23 protein-coding genes are annotated in these 23,207 nt (G+C 67.3%); 16 read left to right on the top strand and 7 right to left on the bottom strand.

The genetic code is table 11. The features are described from left to right. Positions 1-2 precede the first annotated feature (2 nt). On the bottom strand, positions 3-1,040 hold the full coding sequence (locus EDF39_RS14310) for an Ig-like domain-containing protein (RefSeq protein WP_158613236.1): 1,038 nt from the start codon (positions 1,038-1,040) through the stop codon (positions 3-5). A 135-nt stretch (positions 1,041-1,175) separates the two neighbouring features. Between EDF39_RS14310 and EDF39_RS17530 the strand changes: the two genes are divergently transcribed. The 16 genes from EDF39_RS17530 (at position 1,176) to EDF39_RS14225 (ending at position 15,256) form a co-directional block, all read left to right on the top strand. Further along, complete coding sequence (locus tag EDF39_RS17530; RefSeq protein WP_158613235.1) at positions 1,176-2,075, top strand: hypothetical protein; 900 nt, start codon at positions 1,176-1,178, stop codon at positions 2,073-2,075. A 371-nt stretch (positions 2,076-2,446) separates the two neighbouring features. Further along, complete coding sequence (locus EDF39_RS14295) at positions 2,447-3,871, top strand: MFS transporter (RefSeq protein WP_123944079.1); 1,425 nt, start codon at positions 2,447-2,449, stop codon at positions 3,869-3,871. Between the two features lie 270 nt (positions 3,872-4,141). Next, positions 4,142-4,432: a WXG100 family type VII secretion target gene (locus tag EDF39_RS14290; RefSeq protein ID WP_055958241.1), complete on the top strand. Its 291-nt coding sequence runs from the start codon at positions 4,142-4,144 to the stop codon at positions 4,430-4,432. Positions 4,433-4,531: 99 nt separating this feature from the next. Then, positions 4,532-4,936: a WXG100 family type VII secretion target gene (locus EDF39_RS14285; RefSeq protein ID WP_084815876.1), complete on the top strand. Its 405-nt coding sequence runs from the start codon at positions 4,532-4,534 to the stop codon at positions 4,934-4,936. Then, complete coding sequence (locus EDF39_RS14280) at positions 4,936-5,223, top strand: WXG100 family type VII secretion target (RefSeq protein ID WP_055958235.1); 288 nt, start codon at positions 4,936-4,938, stop codon at positions 5,221-5,223. Before EDF39_RS14285 ends, EDF39_RS14280 begins: the two co-directional genes overlap by 1 nt. Next, positions 5,223-6,791, top strand: a complete 1,569-nt coding sequence (locus EDF39_RS14275; protein ID WP_123944077.1) for a methyl-accepting chemotaxis protein — start codon at positions 5,223-5,225, stop codon at positions 6,789-6,791. Before EDF39_RS14280 ends, EDF39_RS14275 begins: the two co-directional genes overlap by 1 nt. A 488-nt stretch (positions 6,792-7,279) precedes the next feature. Next, entirely contained in the window at positions 7,280-7,522 is a 243-nt protein-coding gene (locus tag EDF39_RS14270; RefSeq protein ID WP_123944075.1) for a hypothetical protein, read from the top strand. A 394-nt stretch (positions 7,523-7,916) separates the two neighbouring features. After that, on the top strand, positions 7,917-8,162 hold the full coding sequence (locus tag EDF39_RS14265; RefSeq protein ID WP_123944073.1) for a hypothetical protein: 246 nt from the start codon (positions 7,917-7,919) through the stop codon (positions 8,160-8,162). A 49-nt stretch (positions 8,163-8,211) separates the two neighbouring features. Continuing rightward, on the top strand, positions 8,212-8,577 hold the full coding sequence (locus EDF39_RS14260) for a hypothetical protein (RefSeq protein ID WP_123944071.1): 366 nt from the start codon (positions 8,212-8,214) through the stop codon (positions 8,575-8,577). Between the two features lie 282 nt (positions 8,578-8,859). Continuing rightward, positions 8,860-9,165, top strand: coding sequence for a hypothetical protein (locus tag EDF39_RS14255; RefSeq protein ID WP_123944070.1), 306 nt, complete (start codon positions 8,860-8,862; stop codon positions 9,163-9,165). 80 nt (positions 9,166-9,245) lie between these two features. Next, positions 9,246-9,644: an excalibur calcium-binding domain-containing protein gene (locus EDF39_RS14250; protein WP_123944068.1), complete on the top strand. Its 399-nt coding sequence runs from the start codon at positions 9,246-9,248 to the stop codon at positions 9,642-9,644. Positions 9,645-9,897: 253 nt separating this feature from the next. Then, the gene (locus EDF39_RS14245) at positions 9,898-10,995 is read left to right on the top strand and encodes an LLM class flavin-dependent oxidoreductase (RefSeq protein ID WP_123944259.1); all 1,098 of its coding nucleotides are present in this window, start codon (positions 9,898-9,900) and stop codon (positions 10,993-10,995) included. 19 nt (positions 10,996-11,014) lie between these two features. Beyond that, positions 11,015-11,641 carry an FMN reductase gene (locus EDF39_RS14240; protein WP_123944066.1) on the top strand — a complete coding sequence of 209 codons (627 nt, stop codon included), beginning with the start codon at positions 11,015-11,017 and terminating at the stop codon, positions 11,639-11,641. A gap of 152 nt (positions 11,642-11,793) precedes the next feature. Beyond that, a complete protein-coding gene (locus EDF39_RS14235) occupies positions 11,794-12,663 on the top strand; it encodes a DUF1684 domain-containing protein (RefSeq protein WP_123944064.1) in 870 nt (289 codons plus the stop codon). A gap of 35 nt (positions 12,664-12,698) precedes the next feature. Continuing rightward, entirely contained in the window at positions 12,699-14,345 is a 1,647-nt protein-coding gene (locus tag EDF39_RS14230) for a bifunctional 3'-5' exonuclease/DNA polymerase (protein ID WP_123944062.1), read from the top strand. A 395-nt stretch (positions 14,346-14,740) separates the two neighbouring features. Then, positions 14,741-15,256, top strand: a complete 516-nt coding sequence (locus EDF39_RS14225; protein ID WP_233573134.1) for a DUF3145 domain-containing protein — start codon at positions 14,741-14,743, stop codon at positions 15,254-15,256. A 120-nt stretch (positions 15,257-15,376) separates the two neighbouring features. Here the strand turns inward: EDF39_RS14225 and EDF39_RS14220 are convergent, their stop codons facing one another. From EDF39_RS14220 to aceE, 6 genes are all read right to left on the bottom strand, one after another. Next, positions 15,377-16,636 (bottom strand): beta-ketoacyl synthase, encoded by a 1,260-nt coding sequence (locus tag EDF39_RS14220; protein WP_055958213.1) that lies wholly within the window; start codon positions 16,634-16,636, stop codon positions 15,377-15,379. A gap of 88 nt (positions 16,637-16,724) precedes the next feature. Further along, entirely contained in the window at positions 16,725-16,973 is a 249-nt protein-coding gene (locus tag EDF39_RS14215) for an acyl carrier protein (protein ID WP_055958210.1), read from the bottom strand. A gap of 117 nt (positions 16,974-17,090) precedes the next feature. Further along, complete coding sequence (locus EDF39_RS14210) at positions 17,091-18,107, bottom strand: beta-ketoacyl-ACP synthase III (protein ID WP_055958208.1); 1,017 nt, start codon at positions 18,105-18,107, stop codon at positions 17,091-17,093. Further along, entirely contained in the window at positions 18,104-19,042 is a 939-nt protein-coding gene (locus tag EDF39_RS14205; RefSeq protein WP_123944060.1) for an ACP S-malonyltransferase, read from the bottom strand. Before EDF39_RS14205 ends, EDF39_RS14210 begins: the two co-directional genes overlap by 4 nt. Before the next feature lie 97 nt (positions 19,043-19,139). After that, positions 19,140-20,429, bottom strand: a complete 1,290-nt coding sequence (locus EDF39_RS14200) for a CdaR family transcriptional regulator (RefSeq protein ID WP_123944058.1) — start codon at positions 20,427-20,429, stop codon at positions 19,140-19,142. 7 nt (positions 20,430-20,436) lie between these two features. Further along, entirely contained in the window at positions 20,437-23,181 is a 2,745-nt protein-coding gene (aceE, locus tag EDF39_RS14195) for a pyruvate dehydrogenase (acetyl-transferring), homodimeric type (RefSeq protein ID WP_123944056.1), read from the bottom strand. Between the last annotated feature and the right edge of the window lie 26 nt (positions 23,182-23,207).

Raw genomic sequence — 23,207 nt, 5'->3', positions numbered from 1 at the left:
GGTCATCCGTTCCGGTCGGTGTCGCGGGGCGGCGTCAGCGGCGAGACCGCTTCGCGGGAGGGCTCGGCGGCGAGGGCGCGGGCCGGGTTGTCTGTGGAGGAGCGGCCGACGCCGACGACGACCGAGCCGACGGCCTGGTCGCCGCTGCGGTCGGCGTAGACGAAGTACGAGAACTGGTCGATGCCGGTGAAGCCGGTGTCGGGGTGGTAGACGAACGTGCCGTCGGCCTTGCACTCGACGCTGCCGTTCTGCGGCTGTCCGCAGCGGCTCAGGGTGATCGGGTAGCCGCTCGCCACCGTGTCGTCGGCCACGGCCGACCCCGAGACCGCCGCGTTCTTGGCGGTTCGCGCCGCGGCACCGGCGATCGTCGGCGCGTGCGTCATCCCCGGCACGACCGCGACCTCGACGCTCGTGGGCGCCGACCGCTGGCCGACCGGGTCATCGATCCGGTAGTGGATGGTCGCCCGCCCGCTGAAGTCGGGTGCCGACTGGAACACGATGCCGCGAGGGCCAAAACTCGCGGCCCCGGCACGAGCCGGAGTGACGGTGGCTCCGGCGAACGTCGGCCCGGTCGTCGTGCAGCTCGCGCAGGTCGCCGGCAGCTCCGAGTAGGGGATCGTGGCGAGCGACCCCTGCGCCAGCGGAACGTCGTGGAACGCGGGGGCGGGTGCCGAGAGAGTCGGGGGCGCGAGGGCGACTCGGTAGGTCTCGGCGCGGGTCTCGGATCCTCGTCTCAGAGCGATCACGACCTTCTGCGTGCCGACACCGCGGTCGTAACCGGCGGCAGCGAAGGTGACGTTCCGGTCGTCACAGCGCACCGTGACGAGATCGGGAGTGCGTCCGGTCGGGCACGCCGTGACCGTCCAGCCCTTCGGCAGGGCGCTCTGCTGGGAGCCGCGAAAGGGGATGCTGAGCACGTCGTCGCTGACCGCGGCATGCGCGGGCACGAGCCCGGACGAGAGGGCGAGAGCTGCGACCACGATCGCCGCGAACCGCACACGGCCACGACCGAAACGGCGCCGTCGACGGCCAAAAGACAATCGAACCCCCGCCGATCTGTGTGCTCGCCCTGCTTCGTGCGTCTCGCCGGGATCCTGTCGACCCGGGGCGGGAACACCCGTAGGTTAGCATCGGGGTCGTTCGAGACGAGCGACGACAGCGTGAAGGGGGATTCCGTGGCAACAGACGACCAATCCCAGGATCCGCGCCGACCCGTCCGCCCGACCGGCGCCCCGGTGCGTCCCGCCGGTGCTCCACCCCGCGGTCGCCGTGCTCGCGTCGAGACGCCTGTCGACGCCGCTCCCGAGGTGCGAGCCGTTCCGCGGCGCGTGCTGCCGGTGGCGCCGCCTGCTGCCGCTCCGGTTGCGCCTGCGCCGGTTGCTTCCGCGCCGGTTGCGCCTGCCCCGGCTGCTCCCGCCCCGGCTGTGCCTGCCCCGGTTGCACCTGTTGCCGCCCCTCCTGCCCCGGTCGCTGCACCCGCCGCGCTGGCGCCGACCGCGGTCGCCGTCGCTCCTCGACGCGAGGTCACCGCTCTCACCCACCGCGTCATCGGTTCCGCCGCATCCGCCGGGCTTGTCTCCGGCATCGGCTCCCCGTCGGCGGTCACGCTTGAAACGCTCCCGGATCTCCTGCCCGAGCCCGGTGTCGACGACAGCACCCCACCGCTCCGCAAGCAGCCCGCGTTCATCGTCTCGTTGATCGCGGCCGGCGTGATCCTTCTCGGTGTCGCCGCCTTCTTCGTGCTGCAGCACGTACTCCGCGGGCCGGATGCCGTCGAGGGTCTCACCGTGCTCGACGGCGGCAACAACTACGTGCTGCAGTGGAACGGCCCCGACGTGCCCTACTCGGTCTCGGTCACGACGAAGGCGTCGACGACCATCGACGTCACCCGCTTCGTCAAGGGCGGACGCCAGGCATTCGTGCCGAAGTCGGGCCTCGGCTTGACCGACGCCTCCTGCTTCGTGGTCCGCAGCACCGCCGAGGCCACCGAGCACCCGACCGTGCCGACGTCGCGGGCTGATCTCTCGACCGCTGGCGCCCAGCGCTTCTGCGTCGCCGACATCCCCTCCCAGTAGCCCCGCCTCTCGTCGGGCTCCCGTGAGTGTCCACGATCGGCTAGTCCTCGGTCGCGATCATCAGCAGATCGCGGACACTCACCAACCCGTGGGGCGATCAACCCCAGAGCAGCTACCTGTGAAATACCAATAAGTGCAGGAGTGCCCAGGATGGGTGCCTTGCGCCGGGGGAGGGGGTGCGTGTCAGACTGGATACACGTCACTCGTCGTGGAGTGGTCTGTCCATCCAATCCGAAAGTCGATCGCTTCAGCCTCGCGGCCAACCCCGAGGCACGATCGCAGAAACAGAGTCCACGGCGAGACGCCCGGCCCCGACAGGGTCCGATCGAGTGCAGCAGCGCTCGTGTTTTGTCGTGCACCCGAGGAGACCCGTGTCCGACACCACAGCACCCGCGCGCACCGGGTCAGTCCGAACCCTGCCCACCCGAACCGGCGCCGTCCGGTCCGTCAGCGACCAGGCCCACACCCTGACCCCGAAGGCCGTCATCGGCATCGCCGTCCTCGGCCTCGCGACCTTCTTCGCCATCACCACCGAGCTCATGCCCGTCGGCCTCCTCGGACCGATGAGTGCCGACCTCGGCGTCAGCGTCTCGCAGATGGGCCTCGTGGTCACCGTCTACGCGCTCGCCGTCGCGCTGCTCGCACTGCCGCTCACCGTGGCGACCTCGCGCTTTCCCCGGCGAGCCGTGCTCATCGCGACGCTCGGCGGGTATGCGGTCTCGAACCTCCTGATCGCCCTCGCCCCGACGTTCGCCGTGGTCTGCGCCGGCCGCGTCATCGGCGGTGTCGCGCACGCTCTGTTCTTCTCGGTCGCGTCGGCGTACGCCACCCGGATCGTGCCGCCGCGCCTGGCCGGCCGCGCAATCGCGTTCGTCTATTCCGGCAGCTCGCTCGGCTTCGTGCTGGGCGTGCCGCTCGCGACCACGGTCGGCGAGCACAGCGGCTGGCGGCTTGCCGTCGGCGGGGTCGCCGTCGCGTCGGCCGTGCTCGCTCTCGTCGCGGTCGCCTTCTTGCCCTCGGTGCGGGGCGAAGCACAACCCCACCTAGGATCCCCCAAATCGTGGGCCCGCTCCGGCCTCCTCGCGGTGGGTGTCGCCGACCTGTTGCTCTTCGCCGGCCACTACGTCGTGTACACCTACGTCGGGCCGTACCTCGAGGGCGCTGGGCTCGGCCACGACGCCATCGGTGGCGCGCTCCTCGTTCTGGGTGGCACCGGAATCATCGGACTCCTCGCGGCCGGATCCTTCGTCGACCGAGCCCCGCGCCAGACCCTGCTCGTCGCCGTGGCCGTCATGGCTCTCGCTCTCGCGGCACTGCCGTTCGTGCACGGGTCGCTGGTCGGCACGTTCGTCGTCGCCGGCATCTGGATGGCGGCCAACGGCACGACCGGCACGCTGTTCATGGCCGCGGCGATCCGCACCGGGGGAGTGAGCCCCGACATCGCGGGCGCGCTGATCAACGGGGCCTCGAACGTCGGCATCGCCGCCGGTGCCGCAGCGGGTGGTGTCGTGTATGGGTCGGCCGGTCTCGGTGCGCTGCCGCTGGCGGCCGCCGTCGTGCTCGCCGCGAGCTTCGGCGTGGTCGTCGTCGCGCGCAAGGGCTTCCCGCTGCATGGCCACGTGCAGGCGACCCTGTCGACCACGAGCATCCCGGTGATCACGACGTCGATCCAGACAATCACGACGTCGATTCCCACCCTCGTCACGTCGTCGATCCGCACGATCAAGACGCACACATCGTCCATCCGCACGATCCGCACTCCCGACACTGCGACCGGGTCGACGCGTCTGCCGTAGGGCGCTGCCCCGCTCGCGCCGCCCGCCCTGCTTTCGAATTTGAAGGAGAAACTGGGCGCCGACCCCCGCCGATCGGCATGAAGTCGTCCCCCTCCGACCGAATCTCCTTCGAATTTGCAAGCCGTCGCCGTTGCAAACCGGGGGCACATGTACCCACACGAATCAGTTGTGGCGCGCAACGCCCCGCGTGTAGCGTCGTTACCGCGTGGTCGTCACACTCCAGGGGGATTCGCCTCCGCGCGGCACGTCCGAAGAAGGGTCAGGGCAGTCATGGCACAGTACAAGGTTTCCAGCGAGAGCCTCGCGTCGGCATCGAGCCAGCTTTCGAACGGCTCGAGCGACGTCCAGTCGACTCTCGCTCACCTCCGCAGTCTCGTCGAGAGCCTCGGTAGCGAGTGGGAAGGCTCCGGTTCGAGCGCGTTCAACGAGCTCTACACCGAGTTCAACACCGCCGGCATCAAGCTGAACGAGTCGCTCTCGGGCATTGCCGACCTCCTCAGCAAGGCCGCGTCGTACTACGCCGAGTCTGAGGCCAACGTCGCCAACGCTTTCCGCGGCTAGCGACAACCGGGTCGGCACCATCAGGGCCGACCCACCCGCGCGCGCTCTCGAGGGAGCGCGCGTCGGTGTGTCCGGCGGAGTGAAACAGAGGGGGAACTCGTGGCTAATGTCACAGTGTCATCGGAGGCGGTCCACGAGGCCTCTTCGCGGGTGAGTGCAATGGTCGAGGAGTTCTCGGCTCGGCACGCCCAGGCCGACCAGACGGTCCAGGCACTCGTCTCGTCGTCTTGGACGGGCGAGGCTTCCACCGTGTTCCACACCGGCTGGACCGACTGGTCGACTGGCGCCGCCAAGGTCGCCGATGCCCTGGGTGGCATCGCGACCCTCCTCGCCGAGGCGGCCGTCGAGTACGCCGAGACGGAGGCAAGCGTGACCCGGGTCTCCGTCTCGTCGACGGTCGTCTCTTCCACTCCAGCCAGTGGCGGCGCAGCAGGCGAAGCATCGACAAGCCCCCACACCGAAGGATCCGCGACACCGCCTTCCGACCCGGCCGGGCTCCGCTGATGCCCCGTTTCCACGCCGACGTCGCCGAGATCGACCAGACCGTCGTGACGCTGTCGCAGTTGGCAGAATTCTGCGCCTCGCTGCTCACCGAGATCGACACGATCCGCCAGACGGTCTCCGCCTCGTGGGACGGCGAGGCCTTTGCCTCGTTCCAGGCCCTTCACGCCGAGTGGGCTTCCGGTGCCGCCGAGATGGCGGCCGGCATCGCCATCATGCATCAGGCTGCCGTGGACTCGAGCGCCAACTACACGGCCGCGTCCGAGGCGACCCGCGGGGTGTGGGGCTGATGGCCGGGGTTCTCTTCGACGTCGACGCGACCGACTTCGTCACCGCGTCCACGACGTCTTCGTCGGCGGCGGAGTCGGCTGTCGCCGCCCGCGGGTCGCTTCAATCGGCGCTGTCGGGATCCTCGTCCATGGCCGGTTCCGACCCGACGGGCCAGAAGTGGTCGGAGTCGTACGACTCGGCCGCCGCCGACGCCGTGCGGGGCCTCGATTCGATCGTGACCGTGCTCGGTTCCGTCTCGGCGGGGCTCGCGGTCACGGGATACAACTACGCGTCGGCCGACTGGCAGAGCGCCGGTCAGGCGGGGTCACCTCCCGGGTTCACCGTGCCTTCCCTGCCGTCAGCGGTCTGCTCCGCGCCTCCGCCCTCGTCGTCGGGTGGAACGCGCGCCTCCGACATCCCCGGTTTCGAGTACGTCGCCGACTTCATCGGCACGATGTGGCCCGATGGCGACACCGGCAAGCTCACCGCAGCCGCCAGTGCCTGGACGGCCCTCGCCGACAGTCTCGACACCATCAAGTCGAGCGATCTCACCCGCGTCGTCGACGGTCTCGACGGCACCGACACCCCCGAGATGCCGTCGATCCGGGACACCATCAGCCAAGTGCAGACCGCGGTCGGCCAGCTCGCCACCGAGGCGCGCTCGATCGCCACCGGCTGCACCGACTTCGCCGCCCAGATCGAGAGCGTCCACACCCAGACTCGGCAGGAGCTCAACAATCTCCTGTTCCAGATCGAGGCCACCGTCGGCGCCTCCCTGCTGCTGACTGTGGTAACGGCGGGCGCGTCCGATGTGGTCGGCGCCGGAGTCGTCGCCGGCGAGGTGACGTTCACGGTCAGCCGGATCCTGACGATCATCGGCGAAGCCGCCGCGACGGTCGCCCGCGTGGTCGATGAGGTCGCGGTCGCCGCCGGATCCATCGCTCGCATCGCCGGTATCTCCGAGCAGGTGACCGTTCGCGTGGTGGCCTTCGCCGGCAAGTCGGTGGTCGCGGGTGTCGGCAACTCGGCCCTCAACACAGTCTCGACGGCAATCACGATGCCCGGCGCCGATCTGAACGAGGCCGCCCTCTCCGGCTTCATCGGCGGGGCTGCCTTCGGCACCCTCGGGCAGGGCGTGAAGTACGGGGTCGATGCTGTCGCTGGAAGCGAACGCTTTGCGGTAGTCACGGCAAACCGCTCCGGCCACACGCTCCGCAAGAACTTCTTCGAAAAAACCTACCCCCAAAGTGTCCACAACCCCGACGCGGACAAGGCCCTTCTAGGTAAATTCGAGGGACTCACAAACCCCGCCAGCTACCACATGCGTGCTGGTACGGATCACACCTACTTCTCGCTGGGGGAGCAGTGGGGCAAGATTACCAAGAGTAAAAAGATCACCGATGACGACATGTTCGACCTCTACAATACGCGGTTCCTAGACGAGCAAATCGCCGCTAGGAAGCCCATAGTCTTCAGCCACAATCCCATGGATTACCGAGGAACTATGTTGTTTCAAGAACTACAACATTTGGAGAGTCATGGATACGTCTTCGATAAGGCAACGCTAATGGCTTATCCAGTCGGATAATAAAGGAAGTACCTTATGAATGACTCACGAGTTTCCCACCAGGAACTGATTTCACTCGTCTACGGCTACTTTGGCCGCAAAGCAAGCACTCGAGTAGTCGACTCTGTGAAGCAGACGGTTAGCTGCGTACTGTATGAGAGCTTTGAGTTTGAATGTGTTCTTGATAACGAATATGGCACATTCGGTGCGGCCGTCCTTGCCGGAGCGAACCTATCGACGATCAAATTCCTCGGTCAAAAAGCGTCACTGAACCCTGATCCTGACTCAATCCGAGCGAGTCTGGAACTCGTTGAGCGGTGGTGCCGCCTCCGTCTCCCAGACAAGTTCCTTGAAGAATACGACCGGCGCGTTCTAGCCCCGTGACGAAGCAAGGCCTGCGAGACACCGCCTGCTGCCATAGACATTCAGAGGCTCCGACTCAGGTCCGAAAAGGCGGGGAGGGCCTCGCACCCCATCCCGGGGTGCGTCACCTTTCCGAAAGATGAGACATGAGTAACTTGTTCAACATCGAGAAGCTCAAGACGCGAATGGCCCGGGCGGACGTCGACAGGGGCCTCTATTCAATTGGTTCTTATGGCGAGGGTATGTTCTGCATCTCGACTAACTCAGACGGCGAATGGGAAACGTTCACCGGTGAACGGTCTCAGAAGTTTGATCTCAAGGTGTGGCCCAACGAAGAAGACGCTTGCCTCGCTTACTTCGGTCGAATCGCTTGGAATGACTGGCGCTAGCTGGCCCGGTTACCTGTTTGATCTCTCCCGTAGGGCACACCAGAGGACTCCTTGGAGAATAGTTTCTCCAAGCAATGGTTCGTCAGAGAGGTTGGTTCTGTGAGCCATTTGTACAACTTAGATTCACTAAAAACGCAGTTAGTGCGCGTTGGAGTAGAGCCCGACTCGTATTCACTTGGTGAAGCCGCCGATGGCATGTATTGCATAGCGGCAAACTCGGAGGGCGACTGGGAAACATTCACTCTTGAGCGGTCTCAAAAGTACGATCTAAAGGTCTGGGCGAGTGAAGAAGACGCCTGCCTCGCTTATCTCGGGCGTATCGCCTGGATGGAGTGGGGTAGGTAGTCGTTATTAAGCCAACATCAGACCGATTCATCACTTCCGCACTCTTGCAATGAGTCACTTCATAAACATCGACAAGCTCAAGACGCGATTGGCCAGGGCCCACGTCGACCTCCGTCTCGTCTCGGTGGGGTCGTATGCCGAGGGCTGCTACTGCATTGCGCAGAATGAAGACGGAGTGTGGGAGAACTTCACCGGTGAACGCTCGGAGAAATCCGAACTGAAGGTTTGGAACAGTGAAGAGGACGCCTGCATGGCGTTCCTGGGGTACCTCGCGTGGACCGAGTGGCACGACTAAGCCCGCTCGACACTTGGGCGCCGATCCGAGCAGGACGAGAGGCACCGCGATGAACTACGAATCCCTCCGCACGAGCATCGCAAGCCTCGGGTTCTACCCGCACTCCGTCGTGACCACCGTCAACGCAGTCGCCGGGCAGACTGCCACGGCCGGTCCCTCGTACTCACTCGTGCACTGCCGTGACGGATTCACGGTCATGGCCGACGGCGGTCGAGACGACGTCTACGAGAAGCCCTTTGCCGGCCACCGCTTTGCGACCGAGGGTGACGCGATCGCCTACCTCTGGCGGCAGATCCGGTGGAGTCGCGACCCCGCCCTTCTCACCGACGTCGAGCGAGCGATCATGCAACGCGAAGACGAAGAGACCCTCCGCCGAATGGTGCAGGACGTTCCGCCTGACCCGACTACCACGTAGCGCCCGGCGGGCCGAGCTGACCGCCTTACCCTCCGCCTGCGATTCCGGCCGATTGCAGCCCCTAACCCCACCCCCAACGCCATCTCGTATGCCGAAGGTCCGCCGCCGCCCAAGCTGGCGCTCGCCCCGTTACCCGCCCCCGTCGGATCCTCGTCTTCAGCCAGCCCGTCGGCCGCGAGACTCCAGAAGTTGCCCGTGCGCACGGCACTTCATAGGCACATCGTGGAGTCTCGATACCCGCCGCACGGGTGCACGAGCAACAGCAGGTGCGAGAATGGCCGCATGTTCGGCAAACGCCTCCGCGGGACTGACTCGCCCATCACCCGCGACACCGGCTTCGGCATCGGGGCGCAGGTCTACGTGGTCGACTCCGACGAGGATCCGACCTCACCCTTTCCAGAAGGGCCGACCGGGGTGGTCGTGCGCCCCGGGGGATCCGCGTGGCAGCCGGTCTCGGTGATCGGCGGATCGTCCCGCGTGTGGACCATCCAGTTCGACACCCCGCAATACACGGCCGAGCTGCACGGGCCCATCGCGATGGTGCAGTTGCCCGAGCGCTACCTCCGGCTGGCCCCGCCCGTCGAATAGCGGGCTTCGCGGACGCCCCCGAACGGGGGCTACTCGTTCTGGGACTAGGGGGCGAACCCCGGCGTCGATAGCGTCATGGCATGATCTCACCCCGGCTGGCTCTCGCCGCCACTTTCTTGACCGTGGCTATCGCCGTGCCGTCCGTCGTCGTCGCTGCTGAGGCGTCGTCCGCGAGCACCTCGTCTGCAAGCACTTCTGCGAGCACAGCGTCCACGAGCACGCGCACGACCGCGGCACACACGACCTCGTCGCGCCTCGCCAAGCCCGCCGCCAAGGAATACAAGAACTGCACCGCCATCAAGAAGGTGTACTCGGGCGGCATCGCCAAGAAGGGCGTGAAGTACAACGTCGTCAAGCACAAAGACGGCACCAAGACCAACAAGGCTCTCAAGGGCAAGGTCAAGTTCGACACTGCCCTCTACAACGCCAACAAGAAGTCCGATGCCGACAAAGACGGAATCGCCTGCGAGAAGAGCTGAGCGGCGTTTCGCCGGATCCTCGTCGCCCTCCCATCCTCTCGATGCGGAGGGCTTCGCTCTGCCCCCTGCTGCTTAGCCCCGCGCCGCGCCTGGCCCCAACCGCGCCCGCGAGTGCCGCCAAATGCACACCGGCCACCGCCCAAACCGACGTTTGCCGCCTCTCGGGAATAGACCCGACCCCACCGCGTTGAACCCAACTGTATGCAGACGCATACAAATGACGTAGGGTGAGAACATGGAAAACAAGAGCGGCATGCAGTTCGGCGTCTTCTCCGTCGGCGACATCACCACCGACCCGACCACCGGTATCACGCCGACCGAGCACGAGCGCCTCAAAGCGATGATCACGATCGCGAAGCATGCCGAAGAGGTCGGCCTCGACGTCTTCGCCGCAGGTGAGCACCACAACCCGCCGTTCGTAAACTCCTCGACGACCACTCTTCTCGCCATGATCGCGGCTCAGACCGAAAAGCTCCTGCTCAGTACGGCGACCGCCCTCATCACCACCAACGATCCGGTGAAGATCGCCGAAGACTACGCACTGCTCCAGCACATCACTGACGGCCGTATCGACCTGACGCTCGGCCGCGGAAACACCGGCCCGGTCTACCCTTGGTTCGGCAAAGACATCCGCCAGGGCATCAACCTCGCCATCGAGAACTACGCCCTGCTGCACCGCCTCTGGACGGAGGAGGTCGTCGACTGGAAGGGTCACTTCCGTACACCCCTCCAGGGCTTCACCGCGACCCCGCGCCCTCTCGACGACGTCGCGCCGTTCGTCTGGCACGGTTCGATCCGTTCGACCGAGATCGCCGAGCAGGCCGCCTACTACGGCGATGGATTCTTCGCGAACCACATCTTCTGGCCCGCCTCGCACACCGCCCAGATGGTCAAGCTGTACCGGGAGCGGTTCGAGCACTACGGCCACGGCACCGCCGCGCAGGCGATTGTCGGCCTCGGCGGCCAGGTGTTCATGGCGAAGAACTCGCAGGACGCCGTGAAGCAGTTCCGCCCCTACTTCGACAACGCGCCCGTCTACGGTCACGGCCCCTCGATGGAAGACTTCACCGCGCAGACCCCCCTCACCGTCGGCAGCCCGCAGGAGGTCATCGACCGCACGCTCGGATTCCGCGACTACGTGGGCGACTACCAGCGCCAGCTCTTCCTCATCGACCACGCCGGACTGCCGCTCAAGGCCGTCCTCGAGCAGCTCGACCTGCTCGGCTCCGAGGTCGTGCCGGTGCTGCGTCGCGAGTTCGCCGTCGGACGCCCCTCCGACGTTCCGGATGCGCCCACCCACGCGTCGCAGGTCGCCAAGCGCGACGCTGCCCTCGCTGTTTCCGCGCTCTAGATACCAAGGATCCGCCACCATGCCTCTCAAGCACATCGCCGTCGTGGCTGCCGGCCTAAGCCAGCCCTCCTCGACACGCCTGCTCGCCGACCGTCTGGCCGAGGCCACCGTCCGCTCCCTCGCGGAGCACGGCGATCGGGTCGAGGTCACCGTCGTCGAGCTGCGCGACCTCGCGCACGACATCACCGACAACCTGCTGACCGGGTTCCCGTCGCCGGCGCTCAACGCCGCCATCACCGCCGTGACGTCGGCTGACGGCGTCATCGCCGTCACTCCCGTCTTCACCGCGTCGTACAGCGGCCTGTTCAAGTCGTTCTTCGACGTGATCGACAAGGACTCGTTGGCGGGCACGCCCGTTCTCATCGGGGCGACCGCCGGAACGGCCCGCCACTCGATGGTGCTCGACTTCGCGTTGCGCCCCCTGTTCTCGTACCTCCGCGCGGTCGTCGCTCCGCTCGGCGTGTTCGCGGCCTCGGAGGATTGGGGCTCGGGCGATGAGACCACGACCACCCTGCCCGACCGGGTAGCTCGGGCGGGCGCCCAGTTCGCCGATCTCGTCTCGGGTCACTCGACGGCTCGCGACGACGCGTTCAACGGCGTCGTGCCGTTCGAGGAGCAGCTGCGGCGCCTCTCTGCCGACAGCTAGGCACCGCCGACACCACCTGTCGGCCGCACGCCCGCCTATGGGCGGTGTCGCGGCCGATCGGTGGTGTCAAGCACTGCCTGTTGTCAGGCACCGCGTGGTGACGCGCCGGTCCTGGCGGAAATGTCGGGGGCACCTTCTACGTTGGATCCATCATGACTGAGACGAGCAGCGCCGACAGCAGCCCCGCCGAAACCAACGCAGCCGACCCCGAGGCCGACCTCGCCGAGTTCCACCAGCGACGCCTTCGACGAGCGCAGAGCCCCCAGGGCCCGCTCGCGCTGACGAACACCCAGTGGGTCGAGTCCGAGCAGCCGATCTACGGGGTGCCTGGGCGGTGGGCTCCTGCACCGAAGGGTCTCGGCGGCCTCGCCGTCACCGCAGCGGCCGCCGACGGCATCATCGTCGACGGCGATCCCGTCGACGGCACGGTCTACGTCTCGGGCGACGATGCAATTACCCCCTCGACGATCGCTTTCGCCGACGGCTCCACCGGCACTGTGATCGCTAACGACGACCGCAGCACCTACGCTCTTCGGGTCTGGAACCCCGCCGCCGAGGCCGTCGAGGCGTTCGGCGACATCGACGCATTCCCGTTCGATCCGTCGTGGGTCGTGACGGCCGCGTGGGTACCGACGGCGGAGGGAACCGAGGTCGACATCCGACACCAGAAAGACCTCGACCTCAGCCGTCCGAAGCCCCTGCCCGGCCTCATCCGCTTCAGCCGTGGCGGGGTCGACTACGAGTTGGCCGCTTTTCCCGCGGGCGACGGAGACCTGCTGCAGCTGGTGTTCGGCGACGCCACCAACGGCGACTCGACCTACTCTGTCGGGCGCTTCCTGTTCCCGACCCCGAACGACGATGGCACCATCACCCTCGACTTCAACCGCGCCGTGCTGCCGCCGTGCGCCTTCTCGTACAACTTCAACTGCCCCATCCCGCCGAAGCAGAACCGCTTCGCCGTGGCCATCGAAGCGGGGGAGAAGAACGTCCTCGCCAAAGACGGCTCGCTCCTGCACGAATAGCAGTCCAGACGCGCCCGCCACCTAGAATCGAACAAATGTTCACGTGTCTCGTTCGTCTGCCCGACGAGTCGATCGAGGTGACGGTGATCGGGCGTGACGAGGCCGGGGCACTTCGGTCGGGGTCGGTGCGCCGGATCCTGGGCTCCGATCTCGCCGGCGAAATCGAGCGCGGTGAAGCGGTCGCCACGCGGTGGGTCTGGGACGACACCGCGCGGTGGTATCCCCAGTTGCTCGCAGACGGCCTCCACGTCGATCGATGCGTTGACCTGCGCCTCGCGCACGCGATTCTGCGGGCCTCCGAGTTCACGATCGGCTCCGAGATTCATCGGGGCGGTGCGGGCCCGTGGGATGCCGGCCAGGCTCCGCCGGTGGCCGCCGACGCGCTGTTCGTCGTCGAGCGCGAGTCGCTGCCCGATCCGGTCGGCGAGTTCCTGCTGCAGCGTGCGGCCATCGAAGCCTCTTCCCAGCGCGGTCAGCTCGAACTGCTCGTCGCCGCCGAGTCGACGGGTGCCCTGATCGCAGCCGAGATGCGAGCGCGCGGCATTCCGTGGTCGGCGTCGACGCACGACGCCCTCCTCACGGTCGCCCTCGGCCCCAAGCCGCACCCTGGCCAGCGCCCTGCCCTGATGCTCACTGATCTGGCGGCTCTCCGGCGCGAGCTCGGAACGCCCGACCTCAACCCCGATTCGCCGGCCGAGTTGATCAAGGCGCTGCGAGGCGCCGGGCTCGCGGTACGCACGACCCGGCAGTGGGAGCTCCAGCAGCTCGATCACCCGGCAATCCCGCCCCTGCTCGCCTACAAGAAGAAGCAGCGCCTCCTCGTCGCCAATGGCTGGGCCTGGCTCGACGCCTGGGTCGCGGGTGGGCGTTTCCGGCCCGACTACGTCCCGGCCGCCGCAGCGACCGGCCGCTGGGGTACCTCGGGCGGGGGAGCCCTGCAACTGCCGAAGGCGGTGCGCGGCGCCGTGGTGGCCGACCCGGGGTGGGCCCTCGTGGTCGCCGACGCCTCGCAGTTGGAGCCCAGGATCCTGACCGCCCTCTCCCACGACGACGCCATGGCGCGTGCCGGCGCCGGAGACCTCTACGAGGGGATCGTCGCGTCCGGCGCCGTGGCGACCCGCGCCGAGGCGAAAGTCGCGATGCTCGGCGCCATGTACGGTGCCACCTCGGGCGATGGTGGGCGGCTCATGCCGCGTCTCACCCGCGCCTTTCCGAAGGCGATCAAGCTCGTCGAAGACGCGGCCCGGGTCGGTGAGGGCGGCGGCGTGGTGCACACACTCCTGGGGCGAACCTCGCCCGATCCCTCGTCTGCAGCGGGCGACGACCTCGCGCCACCGCCCCCCGAGGTGGGCGTCGGCGACGTCGGGGCGGGGCGCCGCGCCTGGGGTCGTTTCACCCGCAACTTCGTCGTGCAGGGCACCGCAGCCGAATGGGCGCTCTGCTGGATGGGTGCTCTCCGCCGTTCGCTCGACACGCGGTTCGGGCATGGCCCGGACGCACCGCACCTCGTGTTCTTCCTGCACGACGAGGTCGTCGTCCACACGCCCGCCGATGTCGCCGCTGAGGTGGTCGCCCTGGTCGAGGGCGCTGCCGCCGAGGCGGGGCGGCTGCTCTTCGGGCAGGCTCCCGTGCGCTTTCCGGTGACGGTGGCGACCGTCGAGTCGTACGCCGACGCGAAATAGCCACTCGCGGCTCCCCGGTTCGGGTGCCGCCGCGCGGAGTTGTCGTCTGCTCGTTCGACTGCTCCTGACTTCAGGTGCGCCGACGCCGTGCTCCTGAGTTCAGGCGCGCGAAGAGCCGCTCCTCCTGAACGCGGGACGCAGACGCGAGGATGCACCTGAGTCCGCGCGCGATGCTCCTGTAGTGAGCGGGGCCGGCGCCGGATCCTGAATTCCTGCCGGCCGGGGCTCCTCAATACACGCGCGGCCCTCGAGAGCAGGCATCTGACCCCCGATCGGGCACACAGGAATCACACACTTGTCATTACCCAGCCGCATCAGCCATACTTCACGAAGTACCACGTTTGTTCCACTCACAGGTCGATGGGGAAGTCGCACCTAATCGAGTGGAGAAAACTGTGGCTGAAATAACCAACACCGCGGTGACGCGTGGCGTGCTCTTCGTCCACTCGTCGCCCAGAGCTTTGAGCCCGCATGTCGAGTGGGCTGCTGGTCGCGCCCTCGGCACGGCTGTCAACTTCTCGTGGGGCGAGCAGCCCGTGCTCAAGGGCGCCCTGCGCGCCGAGTTCTTCTGGGAGGGTCCGGTAGGCACCGGAGCCCAGATCGCCTCTGCCCTGCGCGGCTGGGAGCACCTCCGCTACGAGGTGACCGAAGACCCCTCGAGCCATGCCGACGGCGGTCGCTGGATGCACACGCCCGACCTCGGCGTCTTCTTCGCGCAGACCGACTCGGCCGGCAACACGGTCATCCCCGAAGATCGCATTCGCTACGCGATGGAGATCGCAGGATCCAACACGCTCGAGTTGCACCGCGAGTTGCGTCTCGCTCTCGGCCAGGCGTGGGATGACGAGCTCGAGCCGTTCCGTCACGCGAGCGAGGGCAACCCCGTCGTGTGGTTGCACAAGGTCGGCTAGCGCACACAGGCGTCGACCCTCCGCAAGCTGCTTCACGTGCCCTCCCGTTCGACATCGGGGAGGACGCAAGACGAAGGCCCGGCCACCCCGCGAGGTGGTCGGGCCTTCGTGCGCGTGCGGCTACGCCTGAGGCCAGCTCCGTAGCGCGATGACGGCGTTGTGGCCGCCGAACCCGAACGACGTCGAGATTGCCACGATCTCGCCCTCGGCGGGGAGAGCCCGAGGCTCCGTGACGAGGTCGATGTCGATCTCGTCGTCGGTCTGCGTCGTGTTGATCGTCGGGGGAGCGGTGCGGCTGCTCAGCGCCTTCACGGTGAAGGCCGCCTCGATAGCACCCGCGCCACCGAGGAGGTGACCGGTCGACGCCTTGGTGGCCGAGATCGCGATGTTGGGCAGGTGGTCGCCGAAGACGCGGAGGAGAGCGTGGTATTCGGCGACGTCGCCCACGGGGGTCGAGGTCGCGTGCGCGTTGATGTGCACGACCTGCTCACGCTCGACGTCGGACGAGCTCAGCGCTTCGATGACGGCGCGCGCGGCCCCGGTGCCCTCGGGGTCGGGCGCGGTGATGTGGAAGGCGTCGCTCGTGACTCCGCCACCCAACACCTCAGCGTAGATGCGGGCGCCGCGGGCGAGGGCGTGCTCTTCGGTTTCGAGGACGAGCGCTCCCGCTCCTTCGCCGAGCACGAAGCCGTCGCGCGTGACGTCGTAGGGACGCGAGGCGGTCGCCGGGTCGTCGGCACGCGTCGACAGAGCGTGCATGGAGGCGAACGCGGCCAGGGGAAGCGGGTGGATCGCTGCTTCCGACCCGCCCGTGACGACGATGTCGGCGTGGCCGAGCTGCAGGTGCTCGTAGGCGTTCACGAGCGACTCGGTGCTCGACGCGCACGCGGAGAGCACCGTGCGGGCTCCGGCGCGGGCACCGAGGTCCATCGACACGGCCGCTGCCGGGCCATTGGCCATCAGCATCGGAACGGTCATGGGCAGCACGCGGCGGGGGCCCTTTTCGCGCAGGGTGTCCATGCCGTCGGTCAGAGTCCAGATGCCGCCGATGCCGGTCGCCCAGTCGACGAGCAGACGCTCGGGCACGACATCGGGGGAGCCGGCGTCAGCCCATGCCTCACGGGCGGCGATGAGTGCGTACTGGCTCGACGGGTCGAGTCGCTTCGTCTCTTGACGGGTGAGCACCTCGGACGGGTTGACTTTGATCTGACCTGCGAAGCGAACGGGGAGGTCGTACGCCTCGACCCAGTCGGCCTCGATGGTCGAGATGCCACTCTCTTTGGCGAGCAGGGCTTCCCAGCTGGCAGTGAAAGTGCCGCCGAGGGGCGTCGTCGCGCCGATGCCGGTGACGACGATCTTTTTGGGGGTGCTTGTGGTCACAGTGGTCTCCTAAGTGGTCGGGATGCGGAGCACCCCGGAAACAGCGCTCGGCCCGCGTCGAGAGGACGCGGGCCGAGCAGAAGGACTCTTAGCCCTGCGCCTTGGTGATGAAGTTGACTGCATCGCCGACGGTCTTGAGGTTCTTGACCTCGTCGTCGGGGATCTTGACGTCGAACTTCTCTTCAGCGTTGACGACGATGGTCATCATCGAGATGGAGTCGATGTCGAGGTCGTCGGTGAACGACTTGTCCATCTCGACGGTGTCGGTGGCGATACCCGTCTCGTCGTTGACGAGCTCGGCCAGGCCGGCCAGGACTTCTTCGGTGGACTGTGCCATTGTTTCTCTCCTTGGGGGTGACGGTGTGACCGGGTAGATCTTATTGCACGGTTACCACGCGGGTGCACGGCGCGCGGAACCGGTTCGAGTGCCCCGCGGGTGCGAGGTGCTCGGGGGTCAGGGCAGAACGACCACCTGGGCGCCGAAAACAAGACCCGCGCCGAAGCCGATCTGGAGTGCCAGACCGCCCGACAGCTCGGGGTGTTCGGCGAGAAGGCGGTGCGTGGCCAGGGGAATGCTCGCCGCCGACGTGTTGCCGGTCGTCTCGATGTCACGACCGATCGCGACGGTCTCGGGCAGCTTGAGCTGCTTGGCGAACTCGTCGATGATGCGCATGTTGGCCTGGTGCGGCACGAAGGCGGCGAGGTCGGACGCCTCGATTCCGGCCTTCTCGAGAGCCTGTTTGGCGACCTTGGCCATCTCCCAGACGGCCCAGCGGAACACGGTCTGGCCCTCCTGGCGAATAGTCGGCCAGGCGACCTCTCCCGCGCCCTCGCGGTATTCGCGCGTCGTTGCGGTCATGCCGATGGTCTCCCATTTCGACCCGTCGGAGCCCCAGACGGTGGGCGAAATTCCGGGGGTCTCGCTCGGCCCCACGATCGCCGCACCGGCGCCGTCGGCGAGCAGGAACGAGATCGAACGGTCGGTCGGATCGATGACGTCGGAGAGCTTCTCGGCCCCCACGACGAGCACATACTCGGCGATTCCGGACTTGATGAGCGCGTCGGCCTGGGCGATTCCGTAGGTGTAGCCGGCGCAGGCGGCGCTGATGTCGTACGCGGCGGCCGGGTTGGCACCGACTCGCTCGGCGAGCAAAGCCGCCATCGACGGCGTCGGCACCGTGTTGCTGATCGTCGCGACGAGCACGGCGCCGATCTTCGCGGGGTCGATGCCCGCCTTCTCGATGGCCTCCCGGGAGGCGGTCTCGGCGAGATCGATCGCGTCGATCTCTCGGCTCGCTCGCATGCGCGTGATCACGCCGGTGCGCTGCCGGATCCACTCGTCAGACGAGTTGATCGGCTCGATGATGTCGGCGTTGGGCACGACGACGTCGCCGCGGGCTGCGCCGAAGCTCAGGATCCGGGTGAACTGCCTCTGAGGATTCTGCAGCAGAGCGGGTGTCGGGTTGGTCATGCAGAAGCTCCCTCGAGCAGATCGACGGCGGCCTGGAGGTCGTCGGGTGAAGTAATGGCGACGGTCGGAAGCTTGCCGCCGTCGGGGGCGCGCAGTCCGCGCTTTGCCAGGCCCGTCAGGGCTCCGGCCGGAGCGAGTTCGATGAGGCCGGTGATACCGGCCGCCTGGAACGACTCCATGGTCTTGTCCCAGCGAACCGGGCTTGCTACCTGGCCCACGAGGAGGTCGAGGAATTCACGGCCCCCGCTGATCTCGTCGCCGGAGGCGTTCGACCAGAGCCGGGTAGTGGGGTCGCTCACCGAGACGCCCGCAGCCGCCACGCGGAGCGGCTCGACAGCCGTCGACATGAAGCGCGTGTGGAAGGCGCCGGCGACCTTGAGCGGGATGACCCGCGCCTTGGCCGGCGGCGCGTCGGCCAGGGCGGCGAGGGCGTCGAGGTCGCCGGCGACGACGATCTGGCCGCCACCGTTGAAGTTGGCGGGCTGGAGGCCCAGGTCGTCGAGCAGGGCGAGGAGTTCCGCCTCGTCGCCTCCCAGCACGGCGCTCATGCCGGTGGGGGCCGCGGCCGCCGCTTCGGCCATCGCCCGAGCCCGAACGGTGACGAGAGACACGGCGTCGGCCTCGGCGACGACACCGGCCAGGGCGGCGGCGGTCAGCTCGCCGACGGAGTGCCCGGCCACGCCAGCGATGGCGCCGGGGGAGACGCGCTCGAAGAGAGCACGAGCCGTGAGCAGCCCCGCAGCGACGATGAGGGGCTGAGCCACCGCGGTGTCGCGAATGGTGTCGGCGTCGGAAGTGGTGCCGTGGGCGACGAGATCGACGCCTGAGGCCTCAGAGAGCCGCTCGAGCTGCTCCTTGAGCGTCGGGTCGGTAATCCAAGAGGAGAGAAAGCCGGGGGTCTGCGAACCTTGCCCGGGGGCTACGAGAACGATCACCGGTCTATCCTGCCAATCATTCGCACCGGGGCGGTGTGGCGACTCGACCAAGAATCGGCGGAACCGTTGTGCGAAGTCGTCACACGGGAGAGTCGAATCACTTGGCGCCCGGTGCCTTGCGAGTCGACTTCGTCGGTGCATCCGGGTCGGCGATCGAGCCGAGGATGAGAGCCGACTGCAGAATGAGGGCTTCTCGCGCGCCGGTGGCGTCCCAGCCGATCACGTCGGTGACGCGCTTGAGTCGATAGCGCACGGTGTTCGGGTGCACGAAGAGCTCTCGGGCGGTCGCCTCGAGCGATCGACCGTTGTCGAGATAGCACCAGAGGGTCGCCAGCAGTTCGGAGGAGTGCGCCTTGAGAGGCCGATAGATGCGGTTGACGAGTGTCGACCGCGCCACGGGGTCTCCGGCGAGGGCGCGCTCGGGAAGGAGGTCGTCGGCCTGCGCCGGCCGGGGTGCGTTGCGCCACGAGCGCGCGACCGCGAAGCCGGCGAGAGCGGCCTTGGCACTGCCGGAGGCGTCGACGAGGCCGGGGACTTCGTGCCCGAGCACCAGGGGCCCGTCGCCGAACCCCGGCTCAAGCGCTAATGCGATCTCGGTGAAGGTGGGGTGGTGCTTCGTCGAGCCCGCAGAACCCGACGCCACTGCCGGGGGAGTCGTGGCGGGGGAGGCCGAGCCGGCGGATCCTTCGGTTGCGTCGTCGGAGTCGGCGCGCCCGATCACGAGAACGAGCCGCGAGCCCTGCACCCCGATGAGCACGTCGGCGTCGAGGTGGCGCGCCGTCCGGCGCAGCACATCGACGTCGAGCATGCGGGGCGCCGTGCCGACGAGCACGGAGACGGCTCCATGGCCGTGCCAGCCGAGGGCCGCGATGCGAGACGGAAGCTCGTCGTCGTATTCGCCCGACAGGATCGAGTCGACGACGAGAGCTTCGAGACGGGCGTCCCACAGGCCACGAGCCTCGGCGGCTCGGGCGTACACGTCGGCCGCGGCGAAGGCGATCTCTCGCGAGTAGAGCAGGATCGCCTCGCGCAGGAAGCTGTCGCGATCTTGCACGCGGTCTTCGACCACTTCGCAGGTCACACGGATCAGCTGGAGCGTCTGCTGCAGGCTGACGCTTCGGAGCAGCTCGCGCGGTGCCGCGCCGAAGACATCGGCGGCGATCCAGGGCGTCGCCTTGGGGTCGTCGAACCAGCTGATGAACGACGTGATGCCCGCCTGTGCCACGAGGCCGACGGCGGAACGCCGCCCCGGTGGCATGGAGCCGTACCAGGGCAGCGTCTCGTCGAGCTTCTTGATGGTCGCCGTGGCGAACTCACCCGACACGGTGCGCAACCACGCCAGCGTCTTCTGCTTCGCCGCTGGGTCTTGAGTGCGCGAGGCGCTCACGACCGGATCAGCTCTCCCCGCCGGCGGAGCCGGAGGTTCCGGCCGTCACCTCGTGGAGCTGGTAGCGGTCGATCGCCTGCTGCACGACGCTCGGGTCGACTTCGCCGCGCTTGGCGAGAGCCTGCAGGGTGCGGACCACCATTGACGGGCCGTCGATCTTGAAGAAGCGACGGGCGGCAGGGCGAGTGTCGGAGAAACCGAAGCCGTCGGCACCGAGCGTGTAGTAGTCGCTCGGAACGAACTGACGGATCTGGTCTTGCACCGCGTGCATGAAGTCGGAGACCGCGATGACCGGGCCCTCGGTGCCCTCGAGCTTCTCGGTGACGTAGGCCTTCTTCGGCTCGTCGTTCGGGTAGAGGAAGTTGTGCTCGTCGGCGGCGAGGCCGTCGCGGCGCAGCTCGGTCCAGCTCGTGACGCTCCAGACGTCGGCCGCGACGTTCCAGTCTTCGGCGAGGAGCTGCTGCGCCTCGAGAGCCCACGGCACACCGACACCCGACGCGAGAAGCTGGGCACGGGGGCCGAGGTTCTCGGCCGACTTGATCCGGTGGATTCCGCGGGTGATCCCCTCGACGTCAACGCCCTCGGGCTCGGCCGGCTGCTGCATCGGCTCGTTGTAGACGGTGATGTAGTACATGACGTTGGGGTCGCTGTGCGTCGCGTTTCCCTCGTCGTCGGTGCCATACATGCGCTCGATGCCGGCCTTGACGATGTGGCCGATCTCGTAACCGTAGGCCGGGTCGTAGCTGACCACCGCGGGGTTGGTCGAAGCGAGTAGCTGCGAGTGGCCGTCGGCGTGCTGGAGGCCTTCACCGGTCAGGGTCGTGCGACCCGCCGTCGCGCCGATGATGAAGCCGCGCGCCATCTGGTCGCCGGCCGCCCACATGGCGTCACCCGTGCGCTGGAAGCCGAACATCGAGTAGAAGACGTAGACCGGGATGAGCGGCTCGCCCTGAGTCGAGTAGCTCGTGCCGGCCGCGGTGAACGCTGCGAACGCGCCCGCCTCGTTGATGCCGACGTGGATGATCTGCCCCTGCGGGCTCTCTTTGTAAGCGAGGAGCTGCTCACGGTCGACCGACGTGTAGGTCTGCCCGTTGGGGTTGTAGATCTTGGACGTCGGGAAGTAGGCATCCATGCCGAACGTGCGCGCCTCGTCGGGAATGATCGGCACGATGCGGTGACCGAAGTCGGGCGCACGGAGCAGGTCTTTCAGCAGGCGGGCGAAGGCCATCGTCGTGGCGATCTCTTGCTTGCCCGAGCCCTTCTTGACGATCGCGTACGACTTCTCTTCGGGCACCGGGATCTGCGTGTATTTGCTGCGACGCTCGGGGATGTACCCGCCGAGTTCGCGGCGACGCGCCTGCAGGTATTCGATCGCCTCGTCGTTCTGACCGGGGTGGTAGTACGGCGGGAGGTAGGGGTTCTCTTCGAGCGTCGCGTCGGAGATGGGGATGCTCATCTCGTCGCGGAACGCCTTCAGCCCGTCGAGGGTCAGCTTCTTCATCTGGTGGGTCGCGTTGCGGCCCTCGAACGACGGGCCGAGGCCGTAGCCCTTGACCGTCTTGGCGAGGATGACCGTCGGCTGGCCCTTGTGCTCGACCGCTGCCTTGTAGGCCGCGTAGACCTTGCGGTAGTCGTGGCCACCGCGCTTGAGGTGCCAGACGTCGTCGTCGGAGTAGTTCTTGACCAGCTCGAGGGCCTTCGGGTCGCGTCCGAAGAAGTTCTCGCGGACGTAGGCACCCGACTCGGCCTTGTAGGTCTGGTAGTCGCCGTCGGGCGTGCGGTTCATGAGGTTGAGCAACGCGCCGTCGTCGTCGCGCGACAGCAGCTCGTCCCATTCGCGACCCCAGACGACCTTGATGACGTTCCATCCGGCCCCGCGGAAGAAGCTCTCGAGCTCCTGGATGATCTTGCCGTTACCGCGCACGGGGCCGTCGAGACGCTGCAGGTTGCAGTTGATCACGAAGTTGAGGTTGTCGAGCCCGTCGTTGGCAGCGACCTGCAGCTGCCCGCGGCTCTCGACCTCGTCGAGCTCGCCGTCGCCGAGGAACGCCCAGACCTGCTGGTCGGAGGCGTCTTTGATGCCGCGGTTGGTGAGGTATTTCGCCTGCTGCGCCTGGTAGATCGCGTTGATCGGGCCGAGACCCATAGACACGGTCGGGAACTGCCAGTAGTCGGGCATGAGGCGCGGGTGCGGGTACGACGACAAGCCGCCGTCGCCGTGCGACTTCTCTTGGCGGAAGCCGTCGAGAGCGTGCTCGTCGAGGCGACCCTCGAGGAATGAGCGGGCGTACATGCCGGGGGAGGCGTGGCCCTGGAAGAAGATCTGGTCGCCACCACCCGGAGCACCCTGGGCACGGAAGAAGTGGTTGTAGCCGACCTCGTACAGCGCGGCCGAAGAGGCGTAGGTCGAGATGTGGCCGCCGACGGAGATACCGGGCCGCTGCGCGCGGTGCACGGTGATGGCCGCGTTCCAGCGGATCCACTTGCGGTAGCGACGCTCGAGGTCTTCGTCACCGGGGAACGCGGGCTCGTTCTCGACGGCGATCGTGTTGATGTAGTCGGTGGTGGGCACCATCGGCACGTTGACGTGCAGGTCGCGCGACCTCGACAGGAGACTGAGCATGATCTCGCGAGCCCGCTCGTGGCCGTGAGTCGCGACGAGACCGTCGAGCGACTCCTTCCACTCCGCGGTCTCTTCGGGATCCCGATCGAAATCGTCGACCGAATAGGGATCCTGACCGTTTACCGACACCCTTGACCTCGTTCTTTTGTGGGGAA

Origin of the sequence: Frondihabitans sp. PhB161 (assembly GCF_003814635.1) — a bacterium.
Lineage (GTDB): Bacteria > Actinomycetota > Actinomycetes > Actinomycetales > Microbacteriaceae > Frondihabitans.
The sequence above is the reverse complement of the archived record's forward strand: the minus strand, read 5'-3'. Positions and strand labels throughout refer to the sequence as shown.

Excerpts from the sequence above, each read along its gene's own strand:
- EDF39_RS14255 (WP_123944070.1), top strand. The coding sequence starts at position 8,860 with ATGTTCGGCAAACGCCTCCGCGGGACTGACTCGCCCATCACCCGCGAC.
- EDF39_RS14270 (WP_123944075.1), top strand. The coding sequence starts at position 7,280 with ATGAGTAACTTGTTCAACATCGAGAAGCTCAAGACGCGAATGGCCCGG.
- EDF39_RS14265 (WP_123944073.1), top strand. The coding sequence starts at position 7,917 with ATGAGTCACTTCATAAACATCGACAAGCTCAAGACGCGATTGGCCAGG.
- EDF39_RS14235 (WP_123944064.1), top strand. The coding sequence starts at position 11,794 with ATGACTGAGACGAGCAGCGCCGACAGCAGCCCCGCCGAAACCAACGCA.
- EDF39_RS14215 (WP_055958210.1), bottom strand. The coding sequence starts at position 16,973 with ATGGCACAGTCCACCGAAGAAGTCCTGGCCGGCCTGGCCGAGCTCGTC.
- EDF39_RS14290 (WP_055958241.1), top strand. The coding sequence starts at position 4,142 with ATGGCACAGTACAAGGTTTCCAGCGAGAGCCTCGCGTCGGCATCGAGC.
- EDF39_RS14230 (WP_123944062.1), top strand. The coding sequence starts at position 12,699 with ATGTTCACGTGTCTCGTTCGTCTGCCCGACGAGTCGATCGAGGTGACG.
- EDF39_RS14210 (WP_055958208.1), bottom strand. The coding sequence starts at position 18,107 with ATGACCAACCCGACACCCGCTCTGCTGCAGAATCCTCAGAGGCAGTTC.
- EDF39_RS14240 (WP_123944066.1), top strand. The coding sequence starts at position 11,015 with ATGCCTCTCAAGCACATCGCCGTCGTGGCTGCCGGCCTAAGCCAGCCC.
- EDF39_RS14275 (WP_123944077.1), top strand. The coding sequence starts at position 5,223 with ATGGCCGGGGTTCTCTTCGACGTCGACGCGACCGACTTCGTCACCGCG.
- EDF39_RS14260 (WP_123944071.1), top strand. The coding sequence starts at position 8,212 with ATGAACTACGAATCCCTCCGCACGAGCATCGCAAGCCTCGGGTTCTAC.
- EDF39_RS14280 (WP_055958235.1), top strand. The coding sequence starts at position 4,936 with ATGCCCCGTTTCCACGCCGACGTCGCCGAGATCGACCAGACCGTCGTG.
- EDF39_RS14250 (WP_123944068.1), top strand. The coding sequence starts at position 9,246 with ATGATCTCACCCCGGCTGGCTCTCGCCGCCACTTTCTTGACCGTGGCT.
- EDF39_RS14245 (WP_123944259.1), top strand. The coding sequence starts at position 9,898 with ATGCAGTTCGGCGTCTTCTCCGTCGGCGACATCACCACCGACCCGACC.